This is a genomic window from Gracilibacillus kekensis (genome assembly GCF_900143085.1).
Lineage (GTDB): Bacteria > Bacillota > Bacilli > Bacillales > Amphibacillaceae > Gracilibacillus > Gracilibacillus kekensis.
In genome coordinates this window covers 181,590-201,836 of the sequence record NZ_FRCZ01000003.1, presented here as the reverse complement: position 1 = coordinate 201,836, position 20,247 = coordinate 181,590, and the positions used below count along the sequence as shown (strand labels likewise).

General features: G+C 35.6%; 15 protein-coding genes. 1 reads left to right on the top strand and 14 read right to left on the bottom strand.

Annotated features, from left to right (window positions below; translation table 11 throughout):
• Window positions 1–574: 574 nt before the first annotated feature.
• From spoVID to hemA, 7 genes are all read right to left on the bottom strand, one after another.
• Complete coding sequence (spoVID, locus tag BUC25_RS08825; RefSeq protein WP_073201510.1) at window positions 575–1,519, bottom strand: stage VI sporulation protein D; 945 nt, start codon at window positions 1,517–1,519, stop codon at window positions 575–577.
• A gap of 268 nt (window positions 1,520–1,787) precedes the next feature.
• Window positions 1,788–3,080, bottom strand: coding sequence for a glutamate-1-semialdehyde 2,1-aminomutase (gene hemL, locus BUC25_RS08820; RefSeq protein ID WP_073201509.1), 1,293 nt, complete (start codon window positions 3,078–3,080; stop codon window positions 1,788–1,790).
• A 14-nt stretch (window positions 3,081–3,094) separates the two neighbouring features.
• Window positions 3,095–4,075, bottom strand: coding sequence for a porphobilinogen synthase (hemB, locus tag BUC25_RS08815; protein WP_073201508.1), 981 nt, complete (start codon window positions 4,073–4,075; stop codon window positions 3,095–3,097).
• A gap of 6 nt (window positions 4,076–4,081) precedes the next feature.
• On the bottom strand, window positions 4,082–4,843 hold the full coding sequence (locus tag BUC25_RS08810) for a uroporphyrinogen-III synthase (RefSeq protein ID WP_073201507.1): 762 nt from the start codon (window positions 4,841–4,843) through the stop codon (window positions 4,082–4,084).
• On the bottom strand, window positions 4,840–5,772 hold the full coding sequence (gene hemC, locus BUC25_RS08805; protein WP_073201506.1) for a hydroxymethylbilane synthase: 933 nt from the start codon (window positions 5,770–5,772) through the stop codon (window positions 4,840–4,842). Before hemC ends, BUC25_RS08810 begins: the two co-directional genes overlap by 4 nt.
• A gap of 24 nt (window positions 5,773–5,796) precedes the next feature.
• Complete coding sequence (locus BUC25_RS08800) at window positions 5,797–6,615, bottom strand: cytochrome C assembly family protein (RefSeq protein WP_073201505.1); 819 nt, start codon at window positions 6,613–6,615, stop codon at window positions 5,797–5,799.
• Window positions 6,616–6,633: 18 nt separating this feature from the next.
• Entirely contained in the window at window positions 6,634–8,001 is a 1,368-nt protein-coding gene (gene hemA / locus BUC25_RS08795; protein WP_073201504.1) for a glutamyl-tRNA reductase, read from the bottom strand.
• A gap of 218 nt (window positions 8,002–8,219) precedes the next feature.
• Here hemA and BUC25_RS08790 point away from each other — a divergent pair, with 218 nt between their 5' ends.
• Window positions 8,220–8,708 carry a LiaI-LiaF-like domain-containing protein gene (locus BUC25_RS08790; protein ID WP_342039395.1) on the top strand — a complete coding sequence of 163 codons (489 nt, stop codon included), beginning with the start codon at window positions 8,220–8,222 and terminating at the stop codon, window positions 8,706–8,708.
• A 592-nt stretch (window positions 8,709–9,300) separates the two neighbouring features.
• On the opposite strand, the gene yihA is transcribed toward BUC25_RS08790, so the two are convergent.
• The 7 genes from yihA to pulA form a co-directional block, all read right to left on the bottom strand.
• Complete coding sequence (gene yihA, locus BUC25_RS08785; RefSeq protein ID WP_073201503.1) at window positions 9,301–9,885, bottom strand: ribosome biogenesis GTP-binding protein YihA/YsxC; 585 nt, start codon at window positions 9,883–9,885, stop codon at window positions 9,301–9,303.
• The gene (gene lon / locus BUC25_RS08780; RefSeq protein WP_073201502.1) at window positions 9,872–12,205 is read right to left on the bottom strand and encodes an endopeptidase La; all 2,334 of its coding nucleotides are present in this window, start codon (window positions 12,203–12,205) and stop codon (window positions 9,872–9,874) included. Before lon ends, yihA begins: the two co-directional genes overlap by 14 nt.
• Window positions 12,206–12,517: 312 nt before the next feature.
• Window positions 12,518–13,789 (bottom strand): ATP-dependent protease ATP-binding subunit ClpX, encoded by a 1,272-nt coding sequence (gene clpX, locus BUC25_RS08775; RefSeq protein ID WP_073201501.1) that lies wholly within the window; start codon window positions 13,787–13,789, stop codon window positions 12,518–12,520.
• 480 nt (window positions 13,790–14,269) lie between these two features.
• Entirely contained in the window at window positions 14,270–15,556 is a 1,287-nt protein-coding gene (gene tig / locus BUC25_RS08770; protein ID WP_073201500.1) for a trigger factor, read from the bottom strand.
• Between the two features lie 264 nt (window positions 15,557–15,820).
• Complete coding sequence (locus BUC25_RS08765) at window positions 15,821–16,807, bottom strand: hypothetical protein (RefSeq protein WP_073201499.1); 987 nt, start codon at window positions 16,805–16,807, stop codon at window positions 15,821–15,823.
• An 87-nt stretch (window positions 16,808–16,894) separates the two neighbouring features.
• A complete protein-coding gene (locus tag BUC25_RS08760; RefSeq protein WP_073201498.1) occupies window positions 16,895–17,845 on the bottom strand; it encodes a D-2-hydroxyacid dehydrogenase in 951 nt (316 codons plus the stop codon).
• Between the two features lie 135 nt (window positions 17,846–17,980).
• The gene (pulA, locus tag BUC25_RS08755) at window positions 17,981–20,080 is read right to left on the bottom strand and encodes a type I pullulanase (RefSeq protein ID WP_073201497.1); all 2,100 of its coding nucleotides are present in this window, start codon (window positions 20,078–20,080) and stop codon (window positions 17,981–17,983) included.
• Between the last annotated feature and the right edge of the window lie 167 nt (window positions 20,081–20,247).

Below are 20,247 nucleotides of genomic sequence, written 5' to 3'. Positions count from 1 at the left end.
ATCAAACTACTGAGTATTCATAACCCGTTAAGACACAAACTGCGAATAATGGTTACTTATGAATGCAAGTGGTAATTTTGAATGAAAGTATGTGCGTAACAGCCGCTACGGCATGCCCACTTCGCTTTCCAGGGGGCATGCTCTTCAGCTAACTTTGAAAAGAAAAACACTTTTCAAAGTGGATCTTCAGATCATGCGAATCCCCCAGTAGTCGAAGTGGACGCCTGCGCTAGATAAAGTTCTACAGAGAATGCAAGAGTAAAAATAATGACTACTATCTCGGCATTTCTGGAAAGGCAAAGTTTATAACTGTTAAAACGTTGTAGAACCTATTTATAGCGTAGGCCGCCCACTTTCACTCCTGTGGGAATGTTTTACCTGAAGATCCACTTTTTCAAGCGGTCTATGCTTGAAAAAGTTAGCTGAAGGGAAAACCCCACGGAAAGGGAAGTGGGCAGCCGGAGCGGATAACAAATAGACAATTCATTTCAAAATTATCACGACTCTTACTTCGCAATTTAGTTTATGAACTATATAAAAACCCCTTGGCTATAGGACCAAGGGGTTTTTGATGCTATTCTTCCACACTTACCGGAATATAGATCAGTTGTCCAGCACTAACATCATCATCTTCTAAATTATTCGTTCTCATTATGTGGCGAGGAGATACTTGGTACCGTTCTGCGATCGATTGTATTTGATCATCAGGTTGTACAATATACAATTTGAGACGTGAATAACTAGAGGTCTCTTCCTCAGCAAATATATTTAATAAATAAGATGTCTCGTTCAAACGTTCTTCTCTAGCATTGACGTTTATTTTATCTTCAGACTTCTCTATTTCTTCATCTTCATTTTCATCCTCAAACTCACTTTCTGGCTCTTCTGTTCTTACTAATTCTTCACTTTCTTCTTCTTTCGGTTGTACATCTACTTCGATCGTATCTTCCCGGTTTGACTGAAAAGGAACAATTTTTTCTTCCGCTTTTTCTTCCGCTTCTTCTTCGACATTGAAATGGAACTCATTGGTAGCTTCTTTTTCTTCCTCTAAACGATTTGCTTCTAATGACGGAAGCGTATTATCTACTTCCTCCATTTCCACTTCATTGTCACGTATTCCATGCACTACTAATGTTGCTTCAATTACCATCTCATCGGTCATATCCAACGAGTAATCAAAATGTTCTACTTCAATCGACACGTCATCCAGGGAGGCAATCCTCTCCATCGGAACAGAAACATCAATTAAGAACTTATGAAAAAATTCGTTCACTTCATCTGATAATGATTCAACTCTTTCTACATATGTCGCTTCTGTGTTCCGTTGCTCTGTGTCTGATGGGTTGTTGGTTTTTATATATTCTCCTTTAAGCTCCATCACTCCCCTAATAGATAAAGTGTTTCCGATCTCCTCCATTGAAATAACTGGTTCTAACCCGATACCTAGCATTTCTTTAATTTGCTGTTCCTTATCAAATGCTATCGCTTCATGAATATTAAATGTAAAGGCTTCTTGCAAAGCACTTCCCCCTTCCTTTTGCTTAGCTAAGGCGTACTAGCATCTCAATAAACTATATGTAAGGAAGAAAAGAATTATGCTTGCGAATGCGGTTCTTTCCGTCATTAGATCATTAGAATCTGTAAATATCTTATAAATAAAAAATACTCTCCTTTTTTAGATTAGTAATGAATATCCATCTAAAAAAGAAGAGTATCAAAAGTATTTTAATTATAGGAATACGTCCGTTATACCCCACTTCAAACTATTTACTTAATTCACACTCACATTACTGTTGATTTAATTTCGCAAATGCTTTTTCTACAGCAGTAATGGTACTATCAATGTCCTCATCTGTATGTGAAGTGGAGAGGAAAAGTCCTTCAAACTGAGAAGGTGGTAAGAAAACTCCCTCTTCAGCCATAGAACGATAGTAACTAGCAAACTTTTCCGTATCAGATTTGGCTGCTGTTTCATAATTGATAACCGGTTCGTCAGCAAAAAATATTCCGACCATTGAACACGCTCGATTGATTTGAATAGGAATATTATATTTTTCTGAAGCTTGTTGATAACCCTCCACAAGTCGATCTACTTTTTTATTAATGCCTTCATACTCACTAGGTTCCATAGCTTTTAATGTTTCTAATCCTGCTGTCATAGCTAGTGGATTTCCAGAAAGTGTACCTGCTTGATAAATGTCACCTACTGGTGCAATCCGTTCCATTATTTCGCGTTTTCCACCATAAGCTCCTACTGGAAGTCCACCTCCAATAACTTTCCCTAAGCAAGTTAAATCAGGTGTTACATCAAAATGTCCTTGGGCACAATGATAACCAACACGGAATCCAGTCATAACCTCGTCAAATATTAATAAAGATTGATACTCCTTCGTAATTTCGCGTAGACTTGGTAAGAATTCTGTGCTAGGTGGTACGACACCCATATTTCCTGATACAGGCTCCACGATAACGGCTGCAATATCATCACCAAATTGCTCAAAAGCATATCGAACACTTTCTAAGTCATTGTATGGAACCGTAATGGTATGTTGGGCGACACTTTCAGGAACTCCTGGACTATCTGGAAGTCCTAAGGTTGCAACACCAGAACCTGCTTTAATTAACAGTGAATCACCATGTCCATGGTAATTCCCTTCAAATTTAAGGATTTTATTTTTGCCTGTATAACCACGGGCAAGACGTAACGCACTCATGGTTGCTTCGGTACCTGAATTGACCATACGTACCATTTCGATAGACGGTACACGATTAATCACATGCTCCGCTAATTCGTTTTCTAGTAGTGTTGGAGCACCAAAACTTGTCCCTTTTTCTGCTACTTCTTTTAATTTGGATACGACACGCTGATCGGCATGCCCCAAAATTAGCGGTCCCCAACTTAGTACATAATCAATATATTCATTACCGTCAATGTCATAAATTGTAGACCCTTTGCCGTGGTCCATATAAATCGGATCCATTCCCACTGATTTAAATGCTCTAACCGGTGAATTGACTCCACCTGGCATTAGATCAACGGATTCTTTATAAGCGTCTACAGATCTTTGATTTTTAAGCATAAACCGATTCCTCCTTAATTATCTTGTAACCATTTTGCTACATCTTTTGCGAAATAAGTAATAATGATGTCAGCACCCGCACGTTTCATCGAAATAAACTTTTCTAAGACAATTGCCTTTTCATCAATCCAACCGTTTAAACTTGCTGCTTTCACCATCGAATATTCACCACTAACATTATATGCTACCACAGGCACTGGATGTTGATTTTTCACATCTCTAATAATATCCATATAAGATAATGCTGGTTTTACTATTAAGAAATCTGTACCTTCTTCAATATCAGAGGAAGCTTCACGTAAAGCTTCCAAACGGTTTGCCGGATCCATTTGATAGGTTTTACGATCTCCGAATTGCGGAGTAGAGTCTGCGGCATCTCGAAATGGACCATAAAAAGCTGACGCATATTTAACGGCATAAGACATAATTGGAATATTTTCAAATCCCGCTTCATCCAATCCTTTGCGAATTTCTGAAACAAACCCATCCATCATATTAGAGGGAGCAATAATATCTGCCCCTGCTTCCACTTGTGTGACAGCTGTTTTCACATGAAGTGGTAACGACTTATCGTTATCAACATCTTGATGCTCAATCACACCACAATGCCCGTGAGACGTATACTCACATAAGCAGGTGTCGGCAATAATTAATAATTGATCTGTTTTATTTTTAATATGACGAATCGCTTGCTGAACGATTCCATTTGGATCATAGGCACCTGACCCTACTTCATCTTTTTCCTTAGGGACACCAAACAAAAGGATCGATGGAATGCCTAATGAAACTAATTCTTCAATCTCTTCGTCCAAATAATCTAAAGAAATTTGAAAAACTCCTGGCATAGACCGAACTTCATTTTTTATGCTTTCTCCTTCCACAATAAATAATGGATAGACTAAATCATCTACTTTTAAATCCGTCTCTCTCACAAATCGCCTCATTGTTTGGGAAGTTCTTAGTCTTCGATGCCGACTAAATTCTGAATTTCTCAATTTTAATCACCTTTTCTCCATATAGTTAATATAGCATTGCACCATATCTTCAATCGTAAAGTTATCTGGGGAAATTATATCACTAAACATCGCTTTTTCTAAAGCGGTAGCCGTTGTCTGTCCAATCGCAACAGCAACAACTTCTTCTTTTATCCGTTCAAAATGTTGCGTCGTTAAAAATTGTTGAAATGCTTGTACGGTTGACGGACTAGTAAAAAAAACAGCATCTACTTTTGATACCGTTTGCTTTAATAGTGGTTGCACCTCTGTATTTTTTATTGTACGATATATCACAATTTTTTCAAAAGATATCTCTGCTTTCTTAAGTAACTGAGGAATTTCAGGTCTTGACTTTGAACCAACAATAAGGGCTATTTTTTGCTTTCCATATCTATGTAAAAATTCCTTCACCATTATGTCGCCACGATAAACAGTTGGTTGAAAATCAATGATGTAACCATAACTTTCTAACATGCTTGTTGTTTTTTCTCCAACTGAGGCAATTTTCTGATTTATCGTTAATCCCATTGTTTTAACATAATGATCAAAGAAACAAACCGCATTAGCACTTGTGAAAAATAACCAATCGGCCTTTTCCTTTAATTGTAAAAATTGCTGGTGATTTTTTTTATTGATAATGGCTTTAAATCGTAGTAAAGGTACACGATAACAGCTTGCACCTTCTGCTTCTAATAAATGGACTAAAGGAAGCGCTTGTGTCGCTTCCCTGGTTACCATTATGTTTTTACCTGCGAGAGGTTGCTTCATTCTTGGTTCTCCTCAATTGCTTCATCGACTAATTTTTGGGCGCCTCTTTCCTGAAGACGCTCAGCAGCCGTTTTTCCAACTTCTTCAGGGTTTCTACCTTTAGCCACTTCTTTTAGAACGGTTTTTCCGTCACTACTTGCTACAAGTGCTGTTAAAACAACATCTTCTCCATTTAAATAAGCATAACCACCGATAGGTACCGAGCATCCACCATTTAGTAAATGTAAAAATGTTCTTTCCGCTGTTACCGTTTTTTCGGTATATGTGTCCTTAATTTTTTCCAAAAGTTCTAGAAGTTCACGATCATCTTCACGACATTCAATCGCTAATGCGCCTTGCCCCACAGCAGGAACACAAACATCTGGCTCTAGAAATTGAGTTACAATATCTTCGTTCCATTTCATTCGTTTTAAACCTGCTGCAGCAAGGATAATGGCATCAAAATTTTCTTCTTTTAATTTACGCATTCTCGTTTCAATATTACCTCGAATCCATTGAATCTTAAGGTCCGGTCGCTCTGCTAATATTTGAGAACCTCTACGCAGACTACTAGTACCCACTATAGCACCGCTCGGTAGATCTTCTAAACGAACATGATCATTCGAGATAAAAGCATCACGGTGGTCTTCTCTTTCTGGAATAGCACCTATTACGAGCCCTTCAGGCATAACAGCTGGCATGTCTTTCATACTATGTACAGCAAAATCAATCTCTTTGTCATACATCGCTTTTTCGATTTCTTTTACAAATAAACCTTTTCCACCTACTTTAGATAAAGTAACATTTAAGATCTGATCACCTTTTGTGACGATTTTCTTAATCTCGAAGTCAAATTTATCTCCCGCATGTTTTTTTAATTGTTCAATCACCCACTCAGATTGAGTAATGGCTAAGTTACTTCTTCTAGATCCTACAACAATTTTGCGCACTTTTGTTGCCTCCTCCTTGTTTTATTACATATGAAAATTTGATAAGCTATTAAATAAGAAAAAGTTAATCAACAATATTAAAAAAGCAATGATATTCCATGTTAAAATCAATTTTCCTCGAAATTGTTGTTGTATTCGCATAAACAAATAAAACGCATAAACACTGAACACAAAAATTGAACCTATCGTTTTACTATCTCCCCAATAAAACTCGGTGCCTGTCATATAGGCCCATACAACCCCTAATATGATGGACAATAACAGCATTGGTTCGGCAAGAACAATTAATTGGAAGGCCCGTTTTTCCAATCCTTCTAAGTCTTGGAATCTTCTCAACCATTTATACCCTTTTTTCTTTTTTAATAATTGATATTGCATAAAATATAAGCATGCAAAAATAAAAGAAATCGTAAACAATCCATAAGAGATTAATGCCAACACTATATGTGCAAAAAGCATTTCATTTAGCATAACGGGAATTTGCGTAGAATCGCTTAATTTTATCGATTGTAACGTATGAATGATCATTACAAAAAAACCAAATACACTTATAAAAAACATAAAAAATTCTTGGCGAAAAAAAAGATGGACTACTAACGAAAACGTGATAATGATCCACGTATAGATATACAGCCCATCGTTAAATGATTGGATTGGCAAACTAGCGGAATGCCATATTTCTGTTAATAAAAAAATGGTTTGAATAACCCAAACCATTGCAAGCAACCAGAAAGCGATTCTGTTCGCTTTCTGGTTATGGTAGAGAAAATCTATAAAATAAAAGATAACAGTTAAACCATAGAGTAATAACATACCCTCGTGTAAAATTCTTTCTTCTAACATAAAGGGAAAACCACCCAATTAATGTGTGGACACATTTTGTAGTTTTTGTAAGACTTTCTCCTTGGTTTGTTCCAAAGTAATCACTTTATTCTCACCAGTCTTCTGTGATTCTTCCTCTACTCGATCTTCGATATTAAAGATTTGCATGAACAGTTGCAATGCTTCATCAGCATCCTTTTGACCTGCAAGTTCTTTTGCCTGAAGAATCGGTTGCTTTAACATTTGATTAACAATACTCTTCGTATGTTTATTTAATACTTTTCGTTCACGTTCTGTTAAATTTGGCATTTTACGTTCAATACTTTTCATTGTTTCTTGTTGAATCGATAACGCTTGGTCACGAAGTGCTGTAATCACAGGAACAACACCCAAGGTTCTTAGCCAAGCATTAAATGCTACAATTTCTTCTTCAATCCATAATTCAATTACTTCTGCAGCCTCTTTACGCACTTCAAGGTTGGCATCCACTACATTTTGCAAATCATCTATATCATATAAGAAAACATTTTCTACAGTGTCTAGTGATGGATCAAGATCACGAGGAACCGCAATATCCACTAGAAATAAGGGGCGTCCTTTACGTTTTCTTTCCACACGCTGATATAAATCTTTTGTAATAATATAATCATTTGCACCTGTAGAACTGATAACAATATCTGCTTCTGTTAACGTTTCTTCCAATTCTTCTGTAGATCTTGCCGTCCCTTGAAATTGAGTGGCTAGTTGTTCAGCTTTTTCCAACGTACGGTTAACAACCGTTACTTTTTCTGCACCGGAACCATATAGGTTCTTCGCAGCCAGTTCACCCATTTTTCCAGCACCGATAACAACGATATGCTTCTCATTTAGTTTTGTAAAGATTTTTTTTGCTAACTCTACTGCTGCATAGCTTACAGATACTGCATTTTCACCGATCATTGTTTCACGCTGACTTCTTTTACCGATCGTTATCGCTTGTTTAAATAATTCATTGAAAATAGTGCCAGTCAGTTTATGCTGCTGAGCTGTCAAGAAAGTTTGTTTCACTTGGCCAAGAATTTGCGTTTCCCCCATGACCATTGATTCTAATCCACAACTCAAGCGAAACAGATGCTCTATCGCTGCTTCATTTTCATAGATGATAATGTGAGGTACAAATTCTTCTTTTTCTATTCCGAACCAATCTGCTAAAAATTGCTTAATAAAATATCTGCCTGTGTGAAGTTGATCGACGACCGCATATACTTCCGTACGATTACAAGTAGAAATAATGACATTCTCTAAAATACTTTTTCTGCTATTGAGTTCTGTCATTGCCTCCATTAATGTATCTTCTTGGAATGCAAGCATTTCACGAACTTCTACAGGCGCTGTTTTATAATTTATACCTGCTGTTAAAATATGCACAATATCTACCCCCAAAAAAGCAAAAGCCTAACACCTATATTTGTTATTATAACACGTTTTAAAAATTAAATAGTGATGATTTTATGAACAGTTATTAAATCATCTATGGTAAAATATAAATTGATGTCTTTTTGATAATTAGTTCTATTGTACTTTATCATAATCAATATCATTTATCAAGAAAATTAGTCTCAATTAATAATTATTTTAATCTAGGAGTGTTTATTTTGAAAAAAAATGGTCTTGTCGCCTTCTTATTAATTGGAATTGGACTATTCTTTTTACTGAGAGAATTACGATTACCAATTTTAACTGATTTTTATTCATGGCCCACCTTGTTAATATTAATTGGGGCGGCGTTTTTAATATATTCATTTTCTTCTAAAGATTTCAAAAACGTTTTCCCTGGAGTAGTTTTACTCGGATTGGGGATTCATTTTCATGGGTTAACCCATTATTCATTTTGGATTGACCATTGGGGAATGTATACCTTTATTGTTGCGATCGCATTTTTAATCCGTGCCATTAAAACTAAAAAAGGTAGTATACCTGGTATTATTTTATTAATCATTTCTATTTTTGCCATCTTTGTCGAGAATCAGCCTGGATGGTTCGGTTGGATTAATCAAATAATGTATTGGATCGAACGATTTTGGCCAGTGCTTTTAATAGGTTTAGGTGTCTATCTGCTCTTGAAAAAGAAATAAACTATGCTACCATAGCGCTACTCTCTACCTTAGACACAAACAAACTGCGCAATAAGCAGAGTGGTAATTTTGAATGAAAGTATGTGCGTAACAGCCGCTACGGCTTGCCCACTTCGCTTTCCAGGGGCATGCTCTTCAGCTAACTTTGAAAAGAAAAACACTTTCCAAAGTGGATCTTCAGATCATGCTAATCCCCCCGGAGTCGAAGTGGACGCATGCGCTAGATAAAATTCTACAGTGAATGCAAGAGTTAAAAATAATGACTACTATCTCGTCATTTCTAGAAAGGCCAAGTTTATAACTGGTAAAACCGTTGTAGAACCTAATTATAGCGTAGGCCGCCCACTTTCACTCCTGTGGGAATGTTTTACCTGAAGATCCACTTTTTCAAGCGGTCTATTCTTGAAAAAGTTAGCTGAAGGGAAAACCCCACGGAAAGGGAAGTGGGCAGCCGGAGCGGATAACTAATAGACAAATTATTTCAAAATTATCTCGACTCTTACTTCGCAGTTTAGTTTTTATCCGAACTTTTTCGACTATTAAATAAAGGGTACCAACTTTAATTGTTGGTACCCTTTATTTTACTAGTGTCTCATTTTAAATAGTTACTTAAATAACGCCATGCTTCTTCTTTTCCTTCACTCGTCTCTGCTGAAAAAGGGATAACTGCATCGTTTGGATCCATTTCAAGTGTCTTAATCACACGTTTCAAATGGGTATCTTTTTTATTTTTCGGTATTTTGTCTAATTTAGTAGCAATAACCAAAACAGGTATTTCAAAATGCTTCAAAAAATCATACATCATCCGATCGTCTTCTGTTGGTTTATGGCGTATATCTACAATTAAGACCGTTAGACGCAAAGTATCACGCAGAGAAAAATACTCTTCCATCATTTCGCCCCATTTTTCTCGCTCTTTTTTAGATACTTTCGCATAACCATAGCCTGGAACATCCACGAAATAGAAAGCATCATTGATAGTATAAAAATTCAATGTTTGTGTTTTTCCAGGTTTAGAAGACGTACGAGCTAAGTTTTTTCGATTTATCAGCTTATTAATAAATGAAGATTTCCCGACATTTGATCGTCCTGCCAAAGCAATTTCAGGCCACCTGTTATTTGGGTATTGCTTCTCGGAAACAGCACTTATGACGATCTCTGCTTTATTGACTTTCATGTTTCTCCTCCAATAGCGCATACTCTAAAACTGCATCTAAATGATCGACAGGTATAAACGTTAAGCCTTCACGTACACTCTCTGGAATGTCTTCCAAATCTTTTTCATTTTCAGCCGGGATAATAATTGTTGTAATACCTGCTCGGTGGGCGCTTAATGATTTTTCTTTTAAACCACCAATTGGCAGCACTCTTCCCCTTAAGGTAATTTCCCCAGTCATTCCAACTTCTTTCCTTACCGCACGTCCTGTTAATGCTGATACTAGAGCGGTTGCCATCGTAATACCAGCAGATGGACCATCTTTTGGTGTTGCACCTTCGGGAACATGGATATGAATATCGTACTTTTCATTAAAATTAGGATCAATTTTCAATTTGTCTGCTCTTGATCGAATATAACTAAAAGCTGCCTGAGCCGACTCTTTCATGACATCTCCTAATTTACCTGTTAATGTTAATTTACCCTTACCCTTAGATAAACTTACTTCTATAGATAAAATGTCTCCGCCAGCTGCCGTATAAGCTAGGCCAGTTGCAGCGCCTATTTGATGCTCTGCTTCCATAATACCATAACGAAATTTTGGTTTACCTAATAGGCTTTCTAATTGTTTTTCTGTTACGATGACACGCTGTTTTTCTTTTGAAACAATAATTTTAGCTGCTTTTCTGCAGATCGATGCTAGTTGTCGCTCCAATCCACGTACACCTGCTTCTCTAGTATACATTCGTATCAATTTTAATAATGCATCATCACGAATTTGTAAGTGACCTTTTTTAAGGCCATTTTCTTTCAATTGCTTCGGTATCAAATGCTGTTTCGCGATGTGTAATTTTTCCAATTCTGTATAACCTGCTATAGATATTACTTCCATCCGGTCTAACAATGGTCGTGGAACAGTTGCCAGGTTGTTGGCTGTTGCAATAAACATTACTTTGGAAAGGTCATATGTTTCTTCTAAATAATGATCACTAAAGGAATTATTTTGTTCCGGATCCAATACTTCTAACATTGCAGAAGATGGATCCCCTCTAAAATCATTGGACATTTTATCAATTTCATCTAATAAGAAAACTGGATTAACTGTTTCTGCTGTTTTCATACCCTGCACAATACGACCTGGTAATGCACCAATATACGTACGACGGTGACCACGAATTTCAGCTTCATCGCGAACACCACCTAATGAAATTCTTACAAAACTTCTATTGATCGCTCTTGCAACCGATTTTGCCAAAGAAGTTTTCCCTACCCCAGGAGGTCCGACTAAACAAAGAATTGGTCCCTTTAAAGAATTAGTTAACTGTTGAACAGCAAGATACTCCAGCACTCGTTCTTTTACTTTATCTAAACCATAATGATCTTCATCTAAAATATTTTCTGCATGATTAATATCTAAATTATCTTCTGTTTCTTCCGTCCACGGTAAAGCAAGTACCCAATCAATATAATTTCGAATCACTGAACTTTCAGCAGAGCTTTGAGGAACACGTTCATATCGGTTAAGTTCTTTTTCTACGAGCTCTACAATTCGATCTGGGAATTCTTTTTCCTGTAATTTTTTCCGTAAGGCAGCAAGCTCTCCTGTCTTACCATCCTTATCACCTAATTCTTTTTGTATGGCTTTCATTTGTTCACGTAAATAATACTCTTTTTGTGTTTCTTCCATTGATTTTTTTACACGCTGACCAATTTTTCTTTCTAATTCCAATACTTCTTTTTCGTTTGAGATTATATCCAATAATTTCTTGAGACGTTTTTTTACATTTTTTGTTTCTAGTATTTCTTGCTTATCAGACATTTTTAGTGTGATATGAGATGCTACTACATCAGCAAACCGGCTTGGTTCTTCAATATCAGTTACTGTTGCTAAAGTTTCTTTACTAACTTTCTTTGAAATTTTAGTGAAATGTTCAAATTGATCTAATAAAGTACGCATCAATGCATCTTCTTCTGCTTTCTTCTGATGTACATCATTTATTTTTTCAATTTCAACAAAGAATTGCTTTTCTTCGTTTATAAATTGCTTAATCTCCGCACGGTACAAACCTTCTACTAAGACTCTCATGGTCCCATTAGGTAACTTAAGCATCTGATTTACTTTTGCCACTGCACCAATTGTATGTATGTCATCGGTATTAGGCTCATCAATAGCACTTTCTTTTTGTGCTGCTAAAAAGATCGTTTGATCATTCATCATTGCCTTTTCTAACGCTTCAATTGATTTTTCTCGTCCTACATCCAAATGAATCACCATGCCAGGAAAGACGATTAGACCACGCAAAGGTAATAATGGTATATGTATAAATTTTGATTCTGTCATATGGCACCTCCGTCAAAGCTACTAGTTCGATGATTTAAAAATAATTCCCTAGTACCATTGTTGTTATGTTGAAACCTATTGGTATAAGTTTAAAGAAGTTTTGTTTTTTTGTAAATCTAAAAGTATTTGTCACAGAGCAATCATCCGTCAAACCCTTAACGAAAATATTAGTGCTTACATAATAGTTGCATATAGTGAAGTTTAAAACTTCCACTGAATAAATTCATACGATTATGTTGATGTGCATTTAGTTTTACCGATTGCTAATGAAACATACAAAATCCCTTGTTAATTAACAAGGGATTTCATTATTTATGCACTCTCTTTTGGTGATTGAAGGTCGATTACTGTGCCATCTTCATGAACAAGTTTAGGTCGACCATTTTCTTCCGTTACCGTTTCTTTGGTAATGATACATTTTTCAATATCTTCTCTAGATGGTAATTCAAACATTACATCTAACATAATACCTTCTAAAATGGATCTTAAACCACGAGCGCCTGTTTTACGTTCAATCGCTTTTTTGGCAACTTCCTCTAATGCACCTTCTTCAAATTCTAAGTTGACATCGTCAATCTCGAATAATTTGTTATATTGTTTAACTAATGCATTTTTTGGTTTGGTTAAGATCTCAACTAATGCTTCTTCATCTAAAGGTTCCAAACTGCCGATTACCGGTAAACGACCGATGAATTCTGGGATTAAACCATATCGCAATAAATCTTCAGGTAGAACTTTTGAAAGTAATGCTGCTTTATCTAATTCCTGATTATCTGCGTCAGCACCAAATCCAATTACTTTTTTACCTAATCGACGTTTCACGATTTGTTCGATACCATCAAATGCTCCACCACAAATAAATAATATATTCGTTGTGTCAATTTGAATAAATTCTTGATGTGGGTGCTTTCTTCCACCCTGAGGCGGTACACTTGCTGTTGTACCCTCAAGAATTTTCAGTAAAGCTTGTTGTACACCTTCACCAGAAACATCACGTGTAATCGATGGGTTCTCAGATTTACGTGCCACTTTATCGATTTCATCGATATAAATGATACCCTTTTCTGCTTTTTCAACATCATAATCAGCTGACTGAATTAGCTTTAATAAGATATTTTCCACATCTTCCCCTACATAACCTGCTTCCGTCAAAGAAGTTGCATCTGCAATAGCAAACGGTACATTTAAAATTCGGGCAAGTGTTTGTGCTAGTAGTGTTTTACCACTACCTGTTGGACCAATCATCGCAATATTACTTTTCGCTAATTCAACCTCATCCTTGGATTTTGGCGAATTAATACGCTTGTAATGATTATATACAGCAACAGATAAGTTTTTCTTCGCCTTTTTCTGTCCAATCACATAATCATCCAATATTTCACAGATTTCTTGTGGTTTAGGAATATCTTTGTATTCCACTTCTTCTTCTGTTCCTAACTCCTCTTCCACAATTTCTGTGCAAAGTTCAATACATTCATCACATATATAAACACCTGGTCCCGCTACTAATTTACGGACCTGGTCTTGGCTTTTTCCACAGAATGAACATTTCAATTGACCTTTTTCTTCATTAAATTTATACATGACATTCACCCCTTGTTCAAAAAGTATTTCATATGATCGAAAAACATTTTGTTTGTCTTTAGCCAATCATATCAAATTGTTTCAAAATAAAAAAGTAATACACTTTTTCGTTATCGTTTTAGAAGCGTACCAGTCTTTTATCTTGATTACAAATATTTTGCGTAGCGTAAAGAAAAGTATATCAAGGTTTAGTATACATAATACCCTTAACGATAAAGTTCGAGCTTTAGCATTTAAGCTAAGTGGAGGTTAAACAGATACTAACTTCCTGATACGGTTCGTCGATAGTGGGATCTTAAAACATCCTTTGATTAAAGCCTCACTATATTATATCTATGTTAGTCTTACCAAATGTATATCCTTCTATTGCATTGAATTTATAATATGTATAAGTTGGGACAGTTATGTAGGTAGGATACTTTCGATTATGTTAGAGAAAACAAGGCACGATTTAGTGTACCTTGTTTTCGTTTAATAGATTTATTTTGTTTTACTGTTATCTACAAGGACATCAATAGCTTTTTTGAATTTCAAATCTTCTTGAAGCGCTGCAGTGTTTCCACCAAGTGCTTGTTTGATTTGATCGATTTCCATGTTGTACATAGATGCCATTGATTCTAATTCTTTTTCAACATCTTCATCTGATACTTCCACATTCTCAGCTTGAGCGATTGCTTCCAATGTCAAGTTAGTTTTTACACGTTTACCAGCATCTTCTTTCATTTGCTGTTTAAGCGCATCTTCGTCCTGACCGGAGAATTGGAAGTACATATCCAATGTCATACCTTGCATTTGAAGCTTTTGTTCAAATTCCTGAAGCATACGATCTAGTTCAGACTGTACCATTGCTTCTGGAATTTCTACTTCTGCATTGTCTGACGCCTGTTGGATTAAATCTTCACGCTTGCTTGCATCTGCTTCATTTTCTTTTTGTTCTTGCAGACGTTTTTTTGTTTTATCTTTTAATTGATCTAACGTTTCTACTTCTTCATCTACATCTTTCGCAAATTCATCATCCAATTCTGGAAGTTCTTTTGCTTTGATTTCATGAATTTTCACTTTGAACGTAGCTTCTTTACCAGCTAAGTTTTCCGCGTGATATTCTTCAGGGAAAGTTACATCAACTTCATTTTCTTCTCCAGCTTTTTTCCCAATTAATTGCTCTTCAAAACCTGGAATAAAAGAACCTGAACCAATTTCTAATGAATGGTTTTCTGCCTGACCACCTTCAAAAGCCTCTCCATCTACAAAGCCTTCAAAGTCGATAACAGCTGTATCACCATTTTCGATTTCGCCATCTTCTTTGACAACTAGTTCTGCTTGTTGTTCTTGTTGTTTTTTGATTTCTTCTTCGACATCTTCATCTGTTACTTCTGTAGATTGTTCTTCTACTTCTAGACCTTTGTATTCGCCTAATTTCACTTCAGGCTTAACTGTAACCTTTGCAGTGAAGATAAGATTTTTGCCTTTTTCAATTTGCTCGATATCAACTTCTGGTTGATCAACTGGCTCAATACCTGTCTCTTCAACCGCGGCAGTATATTCACCAGGTAGAATAATGTCAACTGCATCTTGATATAATGATTCTACACCAAAACGCTTTTCAAACATTCCTCTAGGCATTTTCCCTTTACGGAAGCCAGGTACTTGAACTTCTTTAACCACTTTTTTAAAGGCCTGGTCTAAAGCACTATTAAATTTGTCAGCCTCAACTTCGATCGTTAGTACGCCGACATTACCTTCTTGCTTTTCCCATTTTGCTGTCATTCTATATTCCCTCCAACTTAATAACTTGTATATTTGACGTTCATTCAATATACCATCCTATAATAGACCGAACGCAAATTGCAACCATCTTATTATAACATAATTGCTTTTGCTTTCAATAATAAAGTGGGACTTCAATCAACGGGAGTTATCGACCGTTTTATCTCCACATAGTTTTTTGTTATCACTTGAAATTTCCGTTCAGGGTATTACAAGCAGTTTAATGATAACGTATGTAGATAATTATTTCTATGTATATAAAGATTACACGTCTAAAATAGTGCCATATAATGTTTCCGATACATCAAGCATTTTTAAATAATGTTCTTTCATCAAAGAAGTTTTTCTATCATCATTGTCTTCTACAAAATGAAAACTCCTGTTCACATAATACTGTAGAGATTCTGCTAAAAGTTCATAATTTTCTTTCTGAGGTAGAAAAGGAGTGTATACATAGGCAAAACGTTCGAGTATAAATTGAATCATTTGATATTTTGTAGGGTCTTGTTGCTGCAAGTCCTCCAAATATTTTGTAACACCTGTAAAAAATGAGGTAGGTAAAACGGAATCTAATTCTTTAAAATCAATCATATCTAATAAATCAAATTTTTCAATATGTAACGAAGTAGAAGGATTTAATTTCTCGTAGTATTCTAATATTGCTGTTTTTACGACAGGGTGGATCTCCGGGTCCTGTAACATTTCTCTAAATAACTTTTTGTCATTTTTGGTTTCTAATTGTATTAAACGCTTTATCATATACCATTGTTTACGGTCATTTTTCTCAGTAATCGCTTCTTCTAATTGTTTTTCTATTTCTATGTATGACTGTTTATCTTCTTGTTGTTGTAATTCGGTACTCAGCTGATACATGTGTCGTAATTGTTCGTTAATGTGATCTGGTATGTCTTCTTGTTCTAACGCATCTTCGATAAGGTACATGACTTCTTTATATTTGCTCGATTGAAATAATAAGGTTGAATAAATATGTACATAATAGGCAAAATATTGATCTTTATTAGCAATTAGTTCTTCACAGAGATCTTCTGCTTCTTTTTGCATATTTAACTCCATCATGCAAATTAATTTACCTGTCATCACTTCATGAGAACTTACGCCATTTTCAGTTAGTTGTGAAAAATACTGATAAGCCTCGTCAAATTGATTTTCTTGCATCGCCTTTTTCGCTTGCTCTTCCAAGTTATCCTTCCATTTCGGAAAAATAATAACCTTCTCCCGTTCCTCTTCCATATTTTCACCTACCTTTTTATTGTAATAGTCCTATTATAAAATTTATTAGTAAAAGACTCAAGGGATAGTATGATAACACTATACCAGTTAATATCCCTTTTTATAATTAACTAAATTAATATTTGGTTTATTTGATTTTAAGTATTCTTTAAAATTAGGAATAAAAATATCTTCTATCACTCGTTGATTATATTGCTCGGTTGCTCCTGCAGTATGCGGAGTGACTATAACATTCTCCATCTCCCAAAGCGGGCTGTCATCTGGTAAAGGTTCTTTTGCAAAAACATCTAATCCTGCACCGGCAATTTTATTAGCATCTAGCGCTTCTATTAGATCCTGTTCTTTTACAATTGCTCCACGACCGATATTAATAAAGAATGCACTTTTCTTCATCTGTTTAAACTGCGTTGCAGTGAACATCCCCTTCGTTTCATCTGTTAATGGAAGAGTAACCACTACATAATCACATTGTGGAAGTACCTTTGACAGCTGATCTTGTGTATACATTCGATCCACATGATTGGCTTCTTTTCCTGAATAACGTACACCTAATACTTTCATACCAAATGCTTTAGCAATTTTCGCTGTTTCAAGACCTATTTCACCAACACCAATTATACCAATCGTTTTTTGATGAATTTCTAATTTTAAATCAGCATTTTCCCATTTCTTTTGTTGTTGCTGACGCACATATGTATGAATTTTTCGTGTTAAACTTAACATTAAAGCAAATATTGTTTCAGATATTGGAAAGGCATGGACACCATTAGCACTTGTTAGTGAAACACCTTTTTCTTCTAATTGTTTTAAAGGCAAACCATTTACACCAGCACTCCAAACCTGCACCCAACGTAAATTGGTGTTTTTCTGCAATAATAAATCCTTTGATTCTTTGTTCCAATGGAGAACTATTTCTGCGTTTTTTAGATCTTCAGGACTTTCGTTGTTCACAATTCGCCAATCAGGTGCAATTTTTTTTAATTGTTGAAGATATTTTTCATCTAGATCCGTGTTGACAACTAAAGTTTTTTGAGTCATAAGTCCTCTCCAATTCTTGGCAAGCAAATGCCATTCTATAGAATATTGTATCATTTATCATAACAAATTTGGAGCAGAATTCACTAGGTACCAAATAATAATGGATGAAGGAGAACGGTAACAAGGTATTATTTTTTATGTGTTGCGCGTTTTCTTCCAAATCGCTAATTCATATGCTTCTATTTCTCCTTTTCCTTGCCATGAGCAACAAATCGGCAAGTTAGTACCCGAATAATTACTACTTATTTTTTCCCATCTACCGGTGGCGGGTAATGTTATAATTCTTTTGTTTGAACAGGGATTCACGTAAACAGTAATATCTTCTTTTATACCGAAAAGCATATAGCCAAACACCGGTTGAGGTGTCTTAATAACATGGAAGTGTTCTTGTATCTTTTTAGTTGAATCTAAACGAAAAACATTATATTGTTTCCTCAGCGAAATAAGCTGTTGAACCCATTTAATATTTTCATTTTCCTCTACTCTTTTTTTCCAGTCTAATTGGTTAATAGCATCACCTGATATATAACTATTTTCATCACCATATTTAGTTCGATAAAATTCCTGACCAGCATGGATTAATGGTACACCTTGACTGATGATCGTTAAGCCTGTTGCTAATTGATGCATCCTTCTGCGATGTTCTTCAATTGCTTGAGGATTTGTTTTAATTAACCAGTCTGCCAACGTATAATTATCATGACATTCTACATAGTTAATTGATTGAAGTGGATCTGCAAACAATCGATTTCCAAATCTCAAATCTGAAGAAGCCGAAACTATTTGTGGAAGACGTTCGAGAAAGTGCCCATCACCATTTACAAACCCCTTATTAATAAAATTACTCCCTTTAACTACGTCTCGAAACCTATCATTAAATAGACTTATACCTAATATTTGATCAGATTGCGAAATGGTTGCCTTTTTATTTGGTGGTAATGGTGTATCTAAATCCCAACCTTCTCCTAATAATAAAATAGGTCTAGGTTCTAATTGACACCGTTGATAAATCGCATGCATTGTCTCGATATCAATTAATCCCATCAAATCGAAGCGAAAACCATCGACTAAATATTCACGAAGCCAATAATCGACCGTATCCAAAATGAGTTTCCGAACCATTTTCCGCTCGGTTGCTAAATCATTTCCTGTGCCACTGCCATTACTTAAATCGCCGTTTTCATAATAGCGAAAGTAATAACCTGGAACTAATTTTTCAAAGACAGAATTCTCATGATCAAAGACATGGTTAAATACGACATCCAAAATTACCGAAATTCCTTCCTCATGGAAACTAGTAATCATTTGCTTACATTCTTTCACACGACAATCGGGGTCGTTTGCGTTAGTTGCATAACTTCCTTCAGGCACCATGAAATGTAATGGATCATACCCCCAATTGTAACTCTCTTCAGGTCGTAGCTCATCGACACGGGCAAAGTCTTGAATAGGTAACAGCTGAACATGAGTACATCCCAATTCCTTGAGATAGATTAAACCTGTTGAATACCCGTCAGTCGTACTGGTGTTTTTCTCTGTTAGCCCAAGGAATTTTCCTTTATTCTGCACACCACTTTCCGCACAAATTGTAGCATCACGCACATGTAGTTCATAAATAATTGCATCTTTTTTATCTGTTTTAGGTGAAATAGTAGTTCTGAAGTTTTTTGGGTCTGTCTTTAACAAATCCATTACAACACTTTTTTCACTGTTGGCTGTCATACTTTTAGCATATGGATCGTTTACCAATCGTTCTTCCCCATTAATTGTCACAGCGAATTGATAAGTAGAACCTTTGAGATCTCCTTTCACTTTTTTGAACCAAACACCATTTGTTTTCCTGCTCATCACAAGTCGTTTATCGTTTATAATCAAATGCACACTTGTTGCTACGGGTGTCCATACAGAGAAGGTTGTTGCTTTTTTTGAATAATTGTTTCCAAGCTGTTCATTACTTGCATCAAAAGTTTGATCAAACCATACGCTTCGTACCACCTTCCTCGGGTATATAGGAATGCAATTTTTCCCCCATCTCACAAAAGCATCCTGACCAATAGGAAGATTTTTATTCAGCAAAATATCAACTGTTTCTTTATTTATATAGTCAATTGCTCTAACACTCACATCTCGTTCATTTACTGTAATTTCAGGAAAATGATTCTTATAAATATCTAAATAATCACTTTCTATCGTTATTCGGTCTTTTTCATCCAACCAAGCAATCAACCTCTCCATAAATAGACACCCCATATCTGTTTATAAAGTGAGAGCTTTCAGAAAGTAAACTACCCTAAATTCCCACTTAGTAATTCGATTCGAAAAATGACAAACAATTACTCGTGAAAACATTTCTGACTGTAAGATAATATCAAGCTACTAAGGTAATATAACAATTTTTTCTA